This window comes from Romboutsia sp. 1001713B170207_170306_H8, assembly GCF_015550495.1.
Classification (GTDB): Bacteria; Bacillota; Clostridia; order Peptostreptococcales; family Peptostreptococcaceae; genus Romboutsia_E.
In genome coordinates this window covers 26,502-43,987 of the sequence record NZ_JADNAX010000002.1, presented here as the reverse complement: position 1 = coordinate 43,987, position 17,486 = coordinate 26,502, and the positions used below count along the sequence as shown (strand labels likewise).

The following is a 17,486-nucleotide window of genomic DNA, read 5'->3' as shown; positions in this document are numbered from 1 at the left end:
TGAATTTTTAAGTGGAGGTAATAGTTTGGATGGAAAATAGAAAAATAATTCATATAGATATGGATGCATTTTTTGCATCTGTAGAACAAAGAGATAATCCGTTGTTAAAAGGAAAACCGGTAGTAGTTGGTGGACCTCCAGAAAGTAGGGGAGTTGTTACAACATGTTCATATGAAGCAAGAAAATTTGGAATACATTCAGCTATGCCATCTAAAATAGCTTATAAAAGATGTCCTTATGCAATATTTGTGTATCCTAGATTTGATGAGTATCGTAAAGTATCTAATCAAATAAGAGAAATATTTCATAGATATACAGATTTAGTGGAGCCATTATCATTAGATGAGGCATATTTAGATGTTACAAACAACAAGAAAAATATAAAGTATGCAACAACTATAGCTAAAATGATAAAAAATGATATTTTAAAAGAAACTAATCTAACAGCATCAGCTGGAGTTTCATATAATAAGTTTTTAGCTAAGCTTGCATCAGATTATAAAAAACCTAATGGTTTAACTGTTATAACACAAGAGGATTCTCAAGAATTCTTAGATAAGCTTCCTATAAATAAATTTTTTGGTGTAGGAAAAGTAACTGGAAAAATACTTAAAAATATGGGGATACAAAATGGATATGATTTAAGGCAATTAAATATTTATGAACTAGAAAATATTTTTAAAAATAGGGGATATCTATTTTATCAATTTTCTAGGGGTATTGACTATAGACCCGTAGAGCCTTATAGAGAGAGAAAATCTATTGGTTCAGAGGCTACTTTAAGCCAAAACTTAAGTATTGATGAAGAAGAGGTTACTAATATATTAAGTGAGTTATGTGAAGATGTTGCATATAGATGTAAATATTCAGATAAGCTAGGAAAAACAGTTACATTAAAGATAAAGTATGAAGATTTTACTCAAATAACTAGAAGTATAAGTTTAGAGCATCCTATAAACACTAAGAAAGATATTAGAATTAATGTATATAATCTGTTAAAAAACCTAGAAGATAATAAAAAGCAGATAAGATTATTAGGAGTTACACTATCTAATTTAGTAGATAAGGAAGTTGAAGCTGGCAATATAACAATATTTGAATATATGAATAATTTAAAAAAATAGTAATTTTAGCTGTTGAAAAATAAAAGTATAGTAAATATAATTAAAGTATAAATATAAATTATTAAGGTGTACAAATGAGTACTTAAAAGGGAATATGGTGAAAGTCCATAACAGCCCCCGCTACTGTAAGAATGACGAACGCTTGAGAGTTTGGAGACTCTAATTCCACTGGTGTATACTGGGAAGGATAAGCTATTAGGTTGAGTTCAAAGTCAGGAGACCTGCCTAAAATTAAGCATTAATCTTTCGGAGGGAGAGAATATGTAATATGAGGGTTATTTTTATATAGATATATTTTAAAGTACATATTATATATTTTGAGAACCGAGAGATATTGGTTCTTTTTTATTTTATATATTTATATTAAAAAAACTATTTAAGAAAAAAATACTTTCTATAACATTAAGCCTAAGCATACATAAAATAAATTATGCAGTTTAAGTTTAAGGAGGAAGGCTAATGTGTGGAATATCAGGATGGTGTAACCTTAATGACAATATAAAGGATTACACAAATATAGTTGAGAATATGATATCAACCTTAAGATTTAGAGGTCCTAACTCTGAAGGTATAAAGACATATTCACACTCTATTATTGGACACAAAAGATTAGCGATTGTAGATCCAACAGGTGGATTACAACCGATGAGTAAAACTATAGGAGATAGAGAATATACAATTTGCTATAACGGAGAGTTATATAATACTGAAGAGGTTAGAGATAGATTAAAGGAAAGAGGATATACATTTGATTCATATTCAGATACAGAAGTTCTTTTAACAGCATATATAGAGTTCGGTGAATTGTGCTTAGATTATATAAATGGAATTTATGCATTTGGAGTATGGGACGAGTATAAACAAGAATTATTTTTAGCAAGAGACACACTTGGTGTAAAGCCATTATTTTATTCTTACAAGAATGGGAACTTAGTTTTTGGATCTGAAGAAAAGGCATTACTAACTCATCCATTAATTAGTCATGTTGTTGATCGAGATGGATTTTTAGAGTTAATATCACTAGGACCTGCTAGAAGCCTAAATAGTGGTATTTTTAAAGATATAAGAGAAGTTCCACCATCACATTATTTAAGATTTAATAAATCAGGCATAAAATTAAAAGAGTATTGGAAGCTTCAAGCTAAAGAACATGAGCATAACTTAGAAGAAACTAAGAAATATGTAAGAGATTTATTGATTGAAGCAATAGAGGGTCAACTTGTAAGTGATGTACCTGTGTGTACTTTTTTATCTGGTGGATTAGATTCTAGTATAATATCAAAGGTAGCAGCAGATGCTTTCAATAGACAAGGAAAAGAAACACTTAATACTTTTTCTATAGACTATACAGATAATGAAAAATATTTTAAGAAAAGTTATTTTCAACCAAACTCAGATTCATATTGGGTAAAGGTTATGGCAGAGTATATCGGAAGTAATCATCATGACGTAGTTCTTGATAATGTAGAACTTGCGCATGCTTTAATAGATGCAACTATGGCATCTGATTTACCAGGTATGGCAGATATTGACTCATCCTTAGACCTTTTTTCAAGAGAGGTAAGTAAACACGCTACAGTTGTTTTATCTGGAGAATGTGCAGATGAGGTTTTTGGAGGGTACCCTTGGTATACTAGAGAATATGATTCTATAGAAATTTTCCCTTGGGCTACCACAATTGGTTATAGGAAAAATGTATTAAATGATAGTTTGAAGTTGTTACCAATAGAAGATTATGTAAAGCAAGCATGTAGAGATAGTATAGCTAAGGTGCCTAAGCTTAATGGAGAATCAAAGGAAGATTCAATAATGAGAGAATTATCATACTTAAATCTAAAATGGTTTATGATAACTTTATTAAATAGGAAAGATAGAATGACTATGCATAATAGTTTAGAAGGTAGAGTACCTTTTGCAGATAAAAGATTAGTAGAATATGCATTTAATATGCCTAAGCATATAAAACTGCTAAATGGAAGAGAAAAAGGACTGTTAAGAGAAGCATCTAAAGGAATATTACCAGAAAATATCGTTGAAAGAAAAAAAAGCCCTTATCCTAAAACTCATAATCCAATATACACAAAAGAAGTATGTAAGATGTTAAAGAGAATATTAGATGATAAAAGTTCCCCTATTCATCAAATTATAGATGAAGAATTTGTAAAAGAATTAGTTCAGACTGGTGGTTCAGCATTTAACCAACCTTGGTTTGGACAATTAATGACAGGTCCTCAAGTTATAGCATATTTAATTCAAATAAACACTTGGATGAATCTTTATAATGTAGACTTACAATTATAGATAGAATGCTAAAAATAGCTTAATTTTATACAAATATAAAGTATAAAATTAAGCTATTTTTGTTTTAAGTTAGTCCATCAGAATATCTTCCAAAGCCTCTCTATCTAGTATCTTTATTATGTTTTTTTGATAATCTATTAATCCTTCATCTTTCATGTTAATTAATTCTCTTGAAAGTGAAGGTCTAGGAATTCCAAGTGATTCAGAAAGCTTTTGTTTTGTCATGTTTAATTTTATAAAATTACTTTTTTGGATGTTAGATTCTTGTATTAAAAAGTTGCATAGTTTTTGTTTAATTGTGCTAAATGATAAACCAGTTATAGATTTATTTAAAGTTATTATCTTATTAGTTAAGTCATTTAAAAATAACTTCAAGAAACTAGGGTGGCTAGTACAAAAATAAATAAAATCATCTTTATCTATAAACATTACCTCGCTATTAGTTGATGAAATAACTGTAGCTGGATAAGAGTTAGCATCAGAGAATGCAATTATTTCTCCGAATAAATAGCCAACACTAAATGAAGAAAGATGAACTACTTTGTTACTAGTTAAAATTCTTTTTATATCTATATTACCACTTAGAACTAATCCAACCTTATTACATGGTGAATTTTCGATAGCAATAATATCATTCTTATCATATTTAACTATACTATAGTTTACATCTCTAAAGAATTCTATTAATTCTTTTTTAGTTTTATTTTTTAGCATTTTATCACCTATATCTTATATATAAAAATTATATATTATTTTATACCCAACTAATATATATAATATCTTAAAAAAATAATTCTATAAAGTAATTAGTTTATATTGAAGATTAAAATATCAAATGATACAATGGATTTACAGGTGTATATACAGATGAAAGGTTAAGGGATTTATTTATGTCAAATGATTTAATAGAGAAAATAAATAAAATAAAGGTAGATAGAAATGCTATTATACTAGCTCATTATTATCAACCACCAGAGATACAAGATTTAGCTGATTATGTAGGAGATTCATATTTTTTAAGTGAAATAGCAAGAGATTGTGATGAAGAAGTAATTGTGTTTTGTGGAGTCAAATTTATGGGGGAGAGTGCAAAAATATTATCTCCAAATAAAAAAGTCTTAATGCCTATAATAGATGCCGGATGTGCTATGGCTGATATGGCAAATGAAAAAGTTATATTAGAACTTAAAAAAAAATATCCAAATGCTATAGTTGTTTGTTATATAAATTCTACAGCAGAAGTAAAATCACATTGTGATGTAGCTGTAACATCTTCAAGCGCAGTTAAAATATTAAATAATATTCATGAAAAACAAGTAATATTTGTACCTGATAAAAATTTAGGTAAATATATATCAGAGGAATTTCCAGAAAAAGAATTTATTCTTTGGGATGGATACTGTAAGTATCATCACAATATAAAGGTATCAGACATAATAGAGTTAAAAATAAGATATAAAAATGCAAAAGTATTAGTGCATCCAGAGTGCCAAAGTGAAATCAGAGATATAGCGGACTATATAGGATCTACATCGGGAATTATAGATTATGCTACAAAAAGTAATTATAAAGACTTTATAGTTGCAACAGAAGAGGGAATACTACATGAATTAACAAAAAAAAATCCTAACAAAAATTTTTACATACCTGGAGATAGTGTATGTTGTGAAGATATGAAGAAAACTACATTAGAAAGTATATATGAAACTTTATTAAAAATGGAAAATGAAATATATATAGAAGAAGAGATAAGAGTTAATGCTTTAAATTGTTTGCTAAATATGCATAGATTTGCAGGTGATAAAAATGAATCTACAGTATGATGTTTTGATTGTTGGTAGTGGAGTTTCGGGCTTATATTGCGCTCTTAACTTAGATAAAAAACTAAACATATTAGTTATTTCAAAAGATAGTATAGAGAATAATAACACATACCTTGCTCAAGGAGGGATTTCTACTGCTAGAGGAAAAGAGGATATAAATTTATTTATAGAAGATACTTTAAGAGCTGGACAATATAAAAATAAAGATGAAGCGGTAGAAGTCTTAGCTATAGAATCTATGAACAATATAGAGTCAATGATTAAACTTGGACTTAATTTAGATAAAGATGATGGAAAAATAGCATTTACAAGAGAAGGTGCACACAGTATAAATAGAATTGTATACAGCAAGGATACTACAGGTAAAGCTGTATTTGAAACTTTAATAAATGAGGTTAAGAATAGAAAAAATATAACTTTATTTGAAAATACATGTCTAATAGATATAATAACTTTTAATAATGAATGTTTAGGTGGAATAGTACTAAAAGATAAAGATAAAATTAATATATTTTCGAAAGTTGTTGTTTTAGCAACTGGTGGAATAGGAGGACTATTTAAAAGTTCAACTAATCAAAGACATTTAACTGGCGATGGATTGGCTATTGCGCTTAAACATAATATAAAAGTAAAAGATATAGGATATATACAAATACACCCAACGTCTTTTTATGAAGAAAATAGCCATGGTAGAAAGCTATTAATATCAGAATCTGTAAGAGGAGAAGGCGGGAAGTTATTAAATAAAAATAAACAAAGGTTCATAAATGAGTTATTACCAAGAGATATTGTAAGTAAGGCAATTTTTGAGCAAATGAAAATTGATAATAGAAATTATGTTTACTTGGATGTAACACATTTAGATGCAAAATATATAAAAAATAGATTTGCATATATATATAAACAATGTTTATTGAGAGGAATAGATATAACTAAAGAATATATAAAGGTTACTCCAGCACAACATTATTTTATGGGTGGAATTGATGTTGACTTAAATTCATATACATCAATGACTAGATTATATGCAGTGGGTGAGGTAAGTTGTACAGGTGTCCATGGTGCAAATAGATTAGCGAGCAATTCATTATTAGAAGGATTAGTTTTTTCTAAAAGAGCAGCGGACCATATAAATAAAAATATAGATATTATAGAATTTAATATAGTTGAAGATGACAAGTTAAATATAGAACTATGTACACACCTAAATAAATCTATTTTATTAAATAAGATAATCACTATAAGAGAGGATTTAAAAAATGAACTACTTGCTAATTGATAAAATGATAAAAGAGGCTTTAATTGAGGATATACCAAATGAAGATATAAGCACTACCTCAATTATAGGAGTAGATTTAAAATGTGAGGCTGATTTAATATGCAAGGAAGATGGTATACTCGCAGGACTTCCTATATTCAAAAGAGTATTTGATATACTTGGTGAAGTGGAAGTTATATCGCTTAAAAATGATGGAGATAAAATTAAAAAATACGATAAAATAGCCTTATTAAGAGGTAGTACTAGAAATATATTATCTGGGGAAAGAGTAGCATTGAACTATTTACAGCGTATGAGTGGAATAGCTACGAAAACAAATAAATTTGTAGATAAATTAAAAGATAGTAATACGAAATTACTAGATACTAGAAAAACTATTCCAAACTTAAGAATTTTAGATAAATATTCTGTAAAAATTGGTGGTGGAATAAATCATAGATTTAACTTGTCTGATGGAATAATGATTAAAGATAATCATATAGAAGCTGCTGGTGGAATAAAAAAAGCGGTTGAGTTATTGAGGGAAAATACATCTTTTGTTAGAAAGATAGAAGTTGAAGTAGAAAATTTAGATATGGTTAAAGAAGCTGTTGAAGTTGGAGTGGATATAATAATGCTCGATAATATGGATATAGATACAGCTAGGGAAGCATTGAAAATAATTGATAGAAAAGCATTGGTTGAATTTTCAGGTAATGTTACTTTAGAAAGAATGGAAGAGATAAGTAAAATAGGTGTAGACTATATATCTGTTGGTGAGTTAACTCACTCAGTAAAAGCTTTAGACTTAAGTTTAAAGAATTTAAGAAATATATAAATTTAATGTAGTTAAGCAAATAAAATGACTATCTAAAAATAATGAAATTTATTTATAGACAGTCATTTTTTATATTTATTATCATATATTTTATATAACTAATAATTTATATAAAAGGAGATGATTCGATATAAATTATTATGAAGAATTCGAGATAGATAATAGACTAAAACAGGTCGGTATAGAAAGTGAAAAACTAGACCTAATATATGAATTAGTAAATGAAATAATAAATGCTAAAGATAAAGCTCTTAATATTATAGTAGGATTATATAGATATAAAGGGATCGAATTTAATGATGAAGAAAAGCTAGAACTATCTAGAGAACTCACAACTCAAATTAAAGATAAAGTAATAGAATATGTTTACTCAAATGATAGTACATCATATAGTGAAGCTATGATAGTAATTAATTATTTCTTATTACAAATATATAGGGGCATTGGATTGAGGGTTGAAGAAGTTACTCAAGATCCATATAAAAGTCAGTTTATGATAGAGTTTGAATTATATGAATCTGGAGGAGAGGAAAGTAAGAGAGTTAAGTTATACAATGATTTAGCTAATCCAATAAAAGATGCAGTAGATACTCTTATAAAGTTTATAAAAAGTATTTATAAAACTAACAACTTAGTATTTAAAGAAGAAGAAGAAAAAACTGTTTATGAAAGCTTAATTTATGAGCTATCTGACATTATAGTTCACTATATTTATAGTGATGAAGAAGCTAATTATAAAAACTCTATAGAGAAAATAAATGAATATATGGTTGAATTTATTGGAAGATTCATAAAAGTAAGAGATAATAAAGAGTAAGATGTATTAAAAGGTGTATACATAATAAGTATACACCTTTAATTATTTGAATTTTAAGTTTAATATTGTGAAAAATAGTTTTAATAGGGTATAAGTAAGTTAAATTAGTTAATAAAAAGGAGCAAAATATGAATTATAATAAAGTTGTAAAGGCAAAATTTATAGAAAGGCCAAATAGATTTATAGCTTACTGTGAAATAAATGGAAATATAGAAAAGGTTCATGTTAAAAATACAGGTAGATGTCGAGAACTTTTAACTCCCAAATGTAGTGTTTATTTAGAAGAAAGCGATAATCCTAATAGAAAAACAAGGTACTCTTTGATTGCAGTTGAAAAAGAAGATAGACTTATAAATATGGATTCTCAAGTTCCAAATAAAGTTATATATGAGGCTTTAAAAAATGGAAAAATAACATTACCAGGAATAGATGAAAAGGTTACTTTAATTAAGCCAGAAAAAACTTATGGAAATTCAAGATTTGATATATATTTAGAAGCTGGAGATAAAAAAGCATTTATAGAAATTAAAGGGGTTACCTTAGAAGAAGAAAATATAGTTAAATTTCCAGATGCAAAAACTGAGAGAGGAGTAAAACATATAAGGGAACTTATAGAAGCTAGAAAAGAAGGTTATTATTGCTATATAATATTTTTAGTACAAATGGATAATGTACTTTATTTTACTCCTAATAATAAAATGCATAAAGAGTTAGGGGATGCATTAATAGAAGCTAAGAATAATGGAGTTGAAGTTTTAGCATATGATAGTTTAGTTACTAAAAACTCAATAGATATAAATAAAGATATTGAAGTTAAATTATAAAATATGTTGCAACTAACGATAGTATTAGCTACTATTTAAGTGTACATATAGTGTAAATTTATTTTAGGAAGGATGTCACATACACCTTCTTATTTTTTTACGAAAAAATAAAGTTTTATTTTAATTATTCAAAATATTAGATGAAATATGTAAGTATTTATAAAATATTAATGGTATAATATTTATTGAGAAAATATATTTATACGATAAAATATGAAAGGAATACATTAATATGACAAACGAATTATCGATGAAAGATTTACTAGATGAGCAAGAAAAGGCTTTTAATGAAGTAAAGGTAGGTAAAACTATAACTGCTAAAATAATTAAAGTTGCCCATGATGAAGTTGTATTAGACTTAGAATATGGATTTGATGGAATAATACCAGTAGGAGAATTAAATATAGAGGGTAATAAAAGTATAGAAGAAGTATATAATGTAGGAGATGAAGTAACTGCAGTTATACAAAGGGTTTCGGAAAAAGATGGAACAATAAGACTGTCTAAATTACAAGCAGATAAAAGAAATGATCTAGCAGAGATAACTAAAGCATATGAAGATCATAGAATAATAACTGTAAATGTTGAAAAAGCTATAGAAAGAGGAGTATTTGCAAAATATAAATCAATAGATGTATTTATGCCAATATCTCAAATAGATACTAAGTTTGTAAAAGAAACTAAAGAATATATTGGAGCAAATTTAGAGTGTTATCTAATAGAATTAGATGCTAAGAGAAATAGATTTGTGGTAAGTCATAGAGAGGTATTACAAGAAAGAATAAACATAGAAAGAGAAGAAAGAAGAGCTAGAATACAAGCTGAAAAAGAAGCTGAGAGAGCTAGAATTAAAGCTGAAAGAGATGCAGAAAGAACTAGAATAAAGCAAGAAAAAGAAGATCTGTTTAACTCTTTACAAGTAGGACAAAAAAGACATGGTAAAGTAACTAAGATAATGTCTTATGGTGCATTTGTAGATATTGGAGGGCTAGAAGGTTTAGTTCATTTAAATAATCTATCTTGGAAAAGAGTAGAATCTGTTGAAGATATGTTACAAGAAGGACAAGAAGTAGACGTTTATGTTTTAGATGTTAATATGGAAACTAGAAAAATAGCGCTAGCATTAAAAGATATAAATAATGACCCATGGCAACTAATATCTGAAGATGTATATGTTGATGATATAATAACAGGTAAGGTTGTTAGAATAATTGATAGAGGAGCATTCCTTGAAATTAGAGAAGGTGTAGAAGCATTTTTACCAATATCTGAGTTAAGTGAAGATAGAGTTGTAAAAGTGACTAACGTAGTAAATATTGATGATGAAGTTAAGGTAAAGGTTCTTAACTTTAATCCAGAAAATAGAAGAATGTTAGTATCTAAAAAAGAAGCTGAAAGAGAGCCTGAAGAAGATTACACAGAATATTTAGAAGTGGAAGATTCTTTAGGAACTCTTGGAGATTTATTTAAAGATAAATTTAAAAATTTACAAAAATAATAAGTCAAGGATATCTCAAATAGTTTGAGGTATCCTATATTTATATGATTAATAAGAGGAGGTATTTATGAAATCAATTTTAGATTTACATACACATACTATAGTAAGTGGACATGCATTTAGTACTATAAAAGAGAATATAGAATTTGCTGTAAGGCGTCAGATTAAATATCTTGGTATATCAGATCATTCATCTAATATGCCAGCATCACCACATAAATACTATTTTCAAAATTTAAAGGTAATTCCTAGAGAAGTTGATGGAGTCAAAATTCTTAGAGGTATAGAAGGAAATATACTTGATTTTGAAGGAAACTTAGATATAGATGAAGATTTATATTCAGGATTAGATTATGTAATAGCAAGTCTTCATCCACCTTGTGTTAAATTTGGTTCTATAGAAGAGAATACTAGAGCAATACTTAATGTAATGGATATAGAAAAAGTTAGAATAATAGGTCATCCAGATGATAGTAGATATGCACTTGATTATGAAGCAGTAGTATTAAAAGCAAAAGAAAAAAATATATTATTGGAAATTAATAACTCTTCACTAAATCCAAATTCATTTAGAGAAGGTGCAAAAGAAAATTTATCAAAAATGTTAGAGCTTTGTAAGGAGCACAATGTAAGAGTAATAATGGGAACGGACTCTCATATTTGCTATGATATAGGGAGATTCGATAATTGTGAAAAATTAATTAAAGAAGTTGATTTTCCAAAAGAATTAGTTATAAATTATCATGAAGATCAAATAATAGAATTTTTTAATTTAGATTTTATGAAGAGGTAACATAAGTAATATATATGTATAAATTTAACTATATAATTGACAAATAAAAAGTAAAATAATACTATAACTAATAAACAATTTAAAATAAAAGGCGTTGATTAGGAGTAGTAGAAATGATGAAGCTTACAGAGAGCCAAAGGATGGTGTGATTTGGCAGTGGATAAATTCGAACTTGTCTATGAGCTGTTGCAATTTGCAAACCGATTAATCTAGGTTATAGGATATATAATGATTTATCATTATTATAAAGTAGGCTTTATAGCCAAATCGAGTGGTACCGCGAGCTAAACTCGTCTCTAATTTTTTAGAGGCGAGTTTTTTTATTGGAAAAAAGATTTTAAATATATAGGAGGACTATTATGAACCATGAGAAATATTCTAGATTTAAAAAGATTACCATGAAAAATAGAAAATGTCCAGATAATGAGATTATAAAATCACCTATATGGTACAGTGTTGACCTAAGAGATGCTAACCAAGTTTTACTAAATCTTATGAATGTAGATGAGAAAATTAAGATGTTTAATATGTTGGTAGGTATTGGTTTTAAGCAAATAGAGGTAGGATTTCCATCTGCATCAGATACAGAATATAAGTTTATAAGAAAATTAATTGATGAAAATCTAATACCAGAAGATGTTACTCTTCAGGTGATAACTTAAGCAAGAGAGCATTTAATATTAAAAACTTTTGAAGCATTAAAAGTATGTAAGGAAGTAATTGTTCATATTTATAATTCAATATCAACACTTCAAAGAAATGTTGTATTTGATAAAACTAAAGAAGAGATAATTGAAATAGCTGTAAAAGGAGCGAAGCTTGTAAAAGATGAAGCTGAAAAATATCCAGAAACTAAATTTAAATAGAGAATCTAATAGCAAAGATAAAGCTGTTGAAAAAGTATTGAGTAAAGGATATAAGACAGAGGATATTTATGACGGATATGGTATAAAAGTTACCACGAAAGAAATTGGAGATTTAATTTCTAATCATAAATATTACAAATAAATTTTGAGATAATATTAAAAAGTAAACTATTAAGGTAAATAATAAATTTTATTTTAAATGTAAATCTATATTTTTATTAAAAAATGTAGAACTTAAATAAAAAAAATAAATATTATATAATAAAGAAACTATAAAATTGACATATTTATTTAGAAAACATACTATAGATATTAAAATATTAAAAATTTAAATAATAATAATTTTTAAGAAAGGAGGCTTATTATGAGCAAAAGGTTATTTATTCCTGGACCTATAGATGTAAATAAAGATGTCCTAGAATATATGTCTACTCAAGTAATCAGTCATAGAGGAAAAGAAGCATCTAAGATACAATATGATATAAGTAAAAAGTTGCAAAGTTTATTTTATACAAATAGCGAAATACTTTTATCTACATCATCCGGTAGTGGATTAATGGAAGGTTCCATTCGATCCTGTACATCTAAAAGGGCAGTTGTATTCTCCTGTGGATCCTTTGGAAAAAGATGGTATAAAATGGGAGTGTCAAACATGATACCCGTGGATTTATTTGAAGTAGAATTAGGGAAGGCGATAAGTCCTGAAATGGTTGATAAGGTACTTTCTACCGGTAAGTATGATTTAATAACTATAACTCATAATGAGACTTCAACAGGCATAACAAACCCAATAGAGGCTATTGGAGAGGTTATTAAAAAATATGAAGATATAATTTACTGTGTAGATGCAGTAAGTTCGGCGGGTGGAATAAAAATAGAAGTTGACAAAATTGGAATAGATATATGTATAACATCGGTGCAAAAAGCACTTGGATTACCACCTGGTATGTCAATCTGTACATTTTCTAACAAAGCAGTTCAACGAGCTAAAAAAGTACCTTATAGAGGAACGTATTTTGATTTATTAGCAATGTATGAATACATAGTTAATAAGAATTACCAGTACCCTTCAACACCATCCCTTTCACATATGTTCGCTTTAGACTTCCAATTAAACCAAATCTTAAAAGAAGGCCTAGAAAATAGATTTTTAAGACATGGAGAAATGGCTAATATAGTTAGATCTTGGGCTAAAGAACACTTCCAAATTTTTACCGATGAAAATTACTTATCTAATACTCTTACCGTAGTGAAAAATACAAAAGGTATAAGTATATCTAAATTGAATGATCAATTAAAAGAGAGAAACCTTGAAATTGCCAATGGATATGGGGAACTTAAAGAAAAGACATTTAGAATATCTCATATGGGAGATTATTCAGTAGATGATGTAAAAGATTTATTAAATAATATTGATGAAATATTAGGATTTGAAAAAAATTAAATTCAATATAAGGCGGTAAAAAAAGGTTAAATTTGGAGGTATAAATATGTTTAATATATTAATAACTGATGGTGTGAATAAGGATGAAATAGAAAGATTAAGAAAGTCAAACTTTAATGTTATAAATGAATTCTTTGATGGATTAGAATTAGGGGAAAAATTAAAAGATATGGATGCTTTAGTAATAAGATCTAAAAATAAAATAACTAAAGAAATAATAGATAAAGCCTGTGAGGGTAATAGATTAAAACTAATAATAAGATCTGGCGTAGGTTTGGATAATATAGAGGTAGATTATGCTGAGAGTAAGGGTATAAAAATAATGAATACACCTTGTGGAAGTACAGTTTCAGTAGCAGAGCTTACAATATGCCAAATAATAAATATAGCAAGATTTGTAAATATATCAAATGTAAGAATGAGAGAAGGTAAATGGGAAAAGAAACATTATATAGGAACTGAAATTTACGGAAAAACATTAGGTATAATTGGTATGGGAAGAATAGGAAAAGAAGTAGCTAAAAGAGCTTGTGCTATGGGCATGAATATTATATACTATGACATTTTGGGTAAGATGGATGTGCCTAATAAATATAGATTTTGTGAATTTGAAGAAGTATTAGCAAACTCAGATTTTTTAACTATTCATATACCTTACGATAAAGAAAAGGGATATTTAATAACTAAAAAAGAAATAGAAAAAATGAAAGATAGAGTATACTTGATAAATCACGCTAGAGGTGGACTGGTTTGTGAAAAGGATTTAATAAATGCATTAGATAATGGAAAAATTGAGGCAGTAGCATTAGATGTTTTTGAAAGTGAGCCAAAATTTAATTTAGAATTAGTAAATCATCCCATGGTATCTCCTACACCTCATATAGGAGCTTCAACGGTAGAAGCACAAAAAAGGATAAGTGCTGAGATAGTAGAAATTATAACTGAATATTTTCAAAGTGAAGAAGGTCGTAAAAATATAAGGCTAGCGCTATAAGAGCATATAAATAAGGGGGATGAATATGGCAGTAATAAAACCATTTAGAGCAATTAGACCATCTAAAGAATATGTAGATAAGGTAGCTGAATTACCATATGATGTTATGAGTAGAGATGAAGCTAAAAATATGGCGTATAACAATAAGTATTCATTTTTACACATAGATCGTGCAGAGATCGATTTACCAGATTATATAGATGAGTATGATGAAAAAGTATATTTAAAAGCAAAAGAAAATTTAAATAAATTTAAAAAGGAAAATATTTTAATTCAAGATGAGAGTGAATGTATATATATTTATAGAGAAATAATGGATAATAGAGCTCAAATAGGTATAGTTGCATGTGTATCTGTAGATGATAGTTTGAATGGTATTATAAAGAAACATGAATATACTAAACCAGACAAGGAACTAGATAGAACAAATCATATAAGGTATTGTAATGCAAATACAGGTACTATATTAATAACCTATAAAAATAAAAAAGAAATAGATGATATAATAAATAGCTATACAAAAGAAGAACACTTATATGATTTTATATCAAATGACAATATAAGACATACTGTTTGGAGAGTAAGTGAAAGTAAGGCTATAAATAAAATAGTAGATGAATTTAAAAGTATACAGTATTTATATATAGCAGATGGACACCATAGAGCAGCTTCAGCAGAGAATATTGCAAAAGAAATGAGAATTAAAAATTCTAGTTATACAGGAAAAGAAGAATTTAATTACTATTTAGCAATGATTGCACCAGAAAAAGACTTATTAGTACTAGATTATAATAGAGTAGTTAAAGATTTAAACAATTTAAATGAAATAGAGTTTATGAATAAAGTTAGAGAAAACTTTAAAATAATTAATTTAAAAGAAGATGGCTATAAACCTAAAGAAAAAGGAACGTTTGGAATGTATTTAAATAATAAATGGTATAAACTTCAATTTAAAAAGTTATCAGAAGTAGAAAATGATACAATAAGATCATTAGACGTTAGCATACTACATGATTATTTAATAGAACCTATTTTAGGAATAAAAAATCCTAGAAGTGATAAACGTATAGAATTTGTAGGAGGGATTAAAGGAATTAAAGAACTTGAAAATAGGGTTAATAAAGATATGAGGGTAGCCTTTTCTTTATATCCAACTAAAATAAAAGAATTAATGAAGGTGGCGGATGAAAATAAAATTATGCCAGCTAAATCAACTTGGTTTGAACCAAAAGTTAGATGTGGATTATTTTTGCATGAAGTATAAAAGCTATATAAAAAGATGATTACTTAATCTGAGTAGTCATTTTTTTATATAATTTTTAATTGATTAATTAATATAATTTTACTCTATGCTAAGTGTGAAAATGATAGTATACTAATACTTGCGTGAATATATGAATAAAATATAAAATCATAAAACTTAATAAATCGAGGTGGCATCATGGAAGTTATATTATCTCAATTGAACCATATAACTGTGGTAATATCAAATGTAATATGGCCAATATTTATACCATTTTTATTACTTATGGGAATTTACATTTGTGCTCAAGTAATACTAAACATAAGATCATTGACAACTGAAAAAAGAGAGTTTAGTATAATGCATTTAATACCTCAAGCATCAGTATCTCTAGGTGCTATGATGGGAACTGGAATTATAATTGGCTTTTTAAGCGCATTAAGTAACTTGTATGTAGGTGGTCAAGTATATGTAGAATCGGTAGCTTTATGGGCATTAATAGGATCATTAGTATTAATACCAATATCATATTGTGAAACATTAATAGCTAAAATTGTAAATATGGATCCTAGAGACTACATAGAAAAATTTGTATCTAAAGGTGCAGCAAAGATTTATGTTATAGCATTAATTTTATTATATGTATTTGCTATAGGTGGTGTTCAATTTAGTGGAATGGATGCTATTATAATAACGAGTTTGGATAAGATATCTGGAATTAAACTTACTCAAATGCAACAATATTTATTTGTAATAATACCCATTATATTTATTTTATTTGTAGTTGTATTGAAAAATAGACAAGATATATTTATCAAATCTATGGTAAGTATGATTTTAGTTGCTGCAGGCGCTTACTTTGTGTTTTTTGGAATATTTTTAATAAAAACACATATATATGTGCCAGCATTTATCGAAAGGATGCTTATAGGATTTAAAAATCCAGTAAGTATGTTGTTTGGAATTCCTTTAGGTCTTATATTTGGTATGCAAAGAGTAATTCAAATTGCAGAACCTGGATTAGGGACATTGCCACTAGCAGCAGTTAAAACAAATTCTAGTCCAAGAGTAGCTGCGTCTATATCAGCTATTATGACTACATTCCTTGTTGTAATATCAGTATTAGTTACATCTTATATAGCTTCATATGGAGTTGATCAAAATATTATATCGTTTACAGAAAATAGTGCTCAAAGATTAGTATCTTATTTTGAAACTGTAATAAGTGTAACAGGTATATTGGGATTAGCAATATTATTTATATTTATAATATTGTCGGGAATGACGACTTTACTAGGTTCATATTATCTTTTAAGTTTATCTAGCAAGATTAATATAAAGAATAGAAATATTATGTATCTAAGCATGTTATTAATATCAGGCATTTTATCAATATTTAAATTTGAAATATTATTTAATTTATTAAATATATTACTTTTTGTAGCAACATCTTTAAATATTGGTGCATTAGCTATGTTTGTGGAATTTGAATGGAGCAAATATAAGTTAAATAAAAATAATAAAAAGCAAGTTGCATAAAAAAATCGAGATAATTATCTCGATTTTTTTATGCGTATAATATCTACATATTTCTATAAATTACATATATAACCATGATTATTTTTAGATATATATTATTTTTTATGATATAATTATAGGTCAG

16 protein-coding genes, 1 riboswitch and 1 other annotated feature are annotated in these 17,486 nt (G+C 27.2%); of the genes, 15 read left to right on the top strand and 1 reads right to left on the bottom strand.

Features of this window, described 5'->3' with window-relative positions; translation table 11 throughout:
• Positions 1-29 precede the first annotated feature (29 nt).
• Together dinB and asnB are read left to right on the top strand one after the other, a co-directional pair.
• Positions 30-1,124: a DNA polymerase IV gene (gene dinB, locus I2A66_RS04875; RefSeq protein ID WP_195251123.1), complete on the top strand. Its 1,095-nt coding sequence runs from the start codon at positions 30-32 to the stop codon at positions 1,122-1,124.
• 47 nt (positions 1,125-1,171) lie between these two features.
• Positions 1,172-1,367, top strand: a riboswitch (cobalamin riboswitch).
• 216 nt (positions 1,368-1,583) lie between these two features.
• On the top strand, positions 1,584-3,425 hold the full coding sequence (gene asnB, locus I2A66_RS04870) for an asparagine synthase (glutamine-hydrolyzing) (RefSeq protein ID WP_195251121.1): 1,842 nt from the start codon (positions 1,584-1,586) through the stop codon (positions 3,423-3,425).
• Positions 3,426-3,494: 69 nt separating this feature from the next.
• On the opposite strand, the gene I2A66_RS04865 is transcribed toward asnB, so the two are convergent.
• Positions 3,495-4,139 carry a Crp/Fnr family transcriptional regulator gene (locus I2A66_RS04865; RefSeq protein WP_147516319.1) on the bottom strand — a complete coding sequence of 215 codons (645 nt, stop codon included), beginning with the start codon at positions 4,137-4,139 and terminating at the stop codon, positions 3,495-3,497.
• Positions 4,140-4,315: 176 nt separating this feature from the next.
• On the opposite strand from I2A66_RS04865, the gene nadA reads away from it, so the two are divergent.
• From nadA to I2A66_RS04800, 13 genes are all read left to right on the top strand, one after another.
• Positions 4,316-5,248: a quinolinate synthase NadA gene (gene nadA / locus I2A66_RS04860; protein ID WP_147516320.1), complete on the top strand. Its 933-nt coding sequence runs from the start codon at positions 4,316-4,318 to the stop codon at positions 5,246-5,248.
• Entirely contained in the window at positions 5,232-6,527 is a 1,296-nt protein-coding gene (locus I2A66_RS04855) for an L-aspartate oxidase (protein WP_147516321.1), read from the top strand. The genes nadA and I2A66_RS04855 overlap by 17 nt, the downstream gene beginning before the upstream one ends.
• Positions 6,508-7,344, top strand: a complete 837-nt coding sequence (nadC, locus tag I2A66_RS04850) for a carboxylating nicotinate-nucleotide diphosphorylase (RefSeq protein WP_195251119.1) — start codon at positions 6,508-6,510, stop codon at positions 7,342-7,344. The genes I2A66_RS04855 and nadC overlap by 20 nt, the downstream gene beginning before the upstream one ends.
• A gap of 448 nt (positions 7,345-7,792) precedes the next feature.
• The gene (locus I2A66_RS04845) at positions 7,793-8,161 is read left to right on the top strand and encodes a hypothetical protein (RefSeq protein WP_122641004.1); all 369 of its coding nucleotides are present in this window, start codon (positions 7,793-7,795) and stop codon (positions 8,159-8,161) included.
• Positions 8,162-8,289: 128 nt separating this feature from the next.
• Positions 8,290-8,985, top strand: coding sequence for a DNA/RNA nuclease SfsA (gene sfsA, locus I2A66_RS04840; protein WP_122641003.1), 696 nt, complete (start codon positions 8,290-8,292; stop codon positions 8,983-8,985).
• A 232-nt stretch (positions 8,986-9,217) separates the two neighbouring features.
• The gene (locus I2A66_RS04835) at positions 9,218-10,483 is read left to right on the top strand and encodes a 30S ribosomal protein S1 (RefSeq protein ID WP_147516324.1); all 1,266 of its coding nucleotides are present in this window, start codon (positions 9,218-9,220) and stop codon (positions 10,481-10,483) included.
• Between the two features lie 67 nt (positions 10,484-10,550).
• A complete protein-coding gene (locus I2A66_RS04830) occupies positions 10,551-11,276 on the top strand; it encodes a phosphatase (protein WP_122641001.1) in 726 nt (241 codons plus the stop codon).
• An 85-nt stretch (positions 11,277-11,361) separates the two neighbouring features.
• Positions 11,362-11,577: a binding site (T-box leader), on the top strand.
• A 58-nt stretch (positions 11,578-11,635) separates the two neighbouring features.
• A complete protein-coding gene (locus tag I2A66_RS17830) occupies positions 11,636-11,938 on the top strand; it encodes a hypothetical protein (protein WP_442970300.1) in 303 nt (100 codons plus the stop codon).
• A gap of 166 nt (positions 11,939-12,104) precedes the next feature.
• A complete protein-coding gene (locus I2A66_RS04820) occupies positions 12,105-12,284 on the top strand; it encodes an isocitrate/isopropylmalate family dehydrogenase (RefSeq protein ID WP_122641000.1) in 180 nt (59 codons plus the stop codon).
• A 222-nt stretch (positions 12,285-12,506) separates the two neighbouring features.
• The gene (locus tag I2A66_RS04815) at positions 12,507-13,586 is read left to right on the top strand and encodes a pyridoxal-phosphate-dependent aminotransferase family protein (RefSeq protein WP_147516325.1); all 1,080 of its coding nucleotides are present in this window, start codon (positions 12,507-12,509) and stop codon (positions 13,584-13,586) included.
• Positions 13,587-13,632: 46 nt separating this feature from the next.
• A complete protein-coding gene (locus I2A66_RS04810; RefSeq protein WP_147516326.1) occupies positions 13,633-14,580 on the top strand; it encodes a D-2-hydroxyacid dehydrogenase in 948 nt (315 codons plus the stop codon).
• 25 nt (positions 14,581-14,605) lie between these two features.
• A complete protein-coding gene (locus I2A66_RS04805; RefSeq protein ID WP_122640997.1) occupies positions 14,606-15,844 on the top strand; it encodes a DUF1015 domain-containing protein in 1,239 nt (412 codons plus the stop codon).
• A gap of 177 nt (positions 15,845-16,021) precedes the next feature.
• Positions 16,022-17,362: a hypothetical protein gene (locus I2A66_RS04800; protein ID WP_195251117.1), complete on the top strand. Its 1,341-nt coding sequence runs from the start codon at positions 16,022-16,024 to the stop codon at positions 17,360-17,362.
• The last annotated feature ends 124 nt before the right edge of the window (positions 17,363-17,486 follow it).

What these genes read in the sequence shown, in the direction of transcription:
- dinB (WP_195251123.1), top strand. Translation starts at nt 30, where the DNA reads ATGGAAAATAGAAAAATAATTCATATAGATATGGATGCATTTTTTGCA.
- asnB (WP_195251121.1), top strand. Translation starts at nt 1,584, where the DNA reads ATGTGTGGAATATCAGGATGGTGTAACCTTAATGACAATATAAAGGAT.
- I2A66_RS04865 (WP_147516319.1), bottom strand. Translation starts at nt 4,139, where the DNA reads ATGCTAAAAAATAAAACTAAAAAAGAATTAATAGAATTCTTTAGAGAT.
- nadA (WP_147516320.1), top strand. Translation starts at nt 4,316, where the DNA reads ATGTCAAATGATTTAATAGAGAAAATAAATAAAATAAAGGTAGATAGA.
- I2A66_RS04855 (WP_147516321.1), top strand. Translation starts at nt 5,232, where the DNA reads ATGAATCTACAGTATGATGTTTTGATTGTTGGTAGTGGAGTTTCGGGC.
- nadC (WP_195251119.1), top strand. Translation starts at nt 6,508, where the DNA reads ATGAACTACTTGCTAATTGATAAAATGATAAAAGAGGCTTTAATTGAG.
- sfsA (WP_122641003.1), top strand. Translation starts at nt 8,290, where the DNA reads ATGAATTATAATAAAGTTGTAAAGGCAAAATTTATAGAAAGGCCAAAT.
- I2A66_RS04835 (WP_147516324.1), top strand. Translation starts at nt 9,218, where the DNA reads ATGACAAACGAATTATCGATGAAAGATTTACTAGATGAGCAAGAAAAG.
- I2A66_RS04830 (WP_122641001.1), top strand. Translation starts at nt 10,551, where the DNA reads ATGAAATCAATTTTAGATTTACATACACATACTATAGTAAGTGGACAT.
- I2A66_RS17830 (WP_442970300.1), top strand. Translation starts at nt 11,636, where the DNA reads ATGAACCATGAGAAATATTCTAGATTTAAAAAGATTACCATGAAAAAT.
- I2A66_RS04820 (WP_122641000.1), top strand. Translation starts at nt 12,105, where the DNA reads ATGAAGCTGAAAAATATCCAGAAACTAAATTTAAATAGAGAATCTAAT.
- I2A66_RS04815 (WP_147516325.1), top strand. Translation starts at nt 12,507, where the DNA reads ATGAGCAAAAGGTTATTTATTCCTGGACCTATAGATGTAAATAAAGAT.
- I2A66_RS04810 (WP_147516326.1), top strand. Translation starts at nt 13,633, where the DNA reads ATGTTTAATATATTAATAACTGATGGTGTGAATAAGGATGAAATAGAA.
- I2A66_RS04805 (WP_122640997.1), top strand. Translation starts at nt 14,606, where the DNA reads ATGGCAGTAATAAAACCATTTAGAGCAATTAGACCATCTAAAGAATAT.
- I2A66_RS04800 (WP_195251117.1), top strand. Translation starts at nt 16,022, where the DNA reads ATGGAAGTTATATTATCTCAATTGAACCATATAACTGTGGTAATATCA.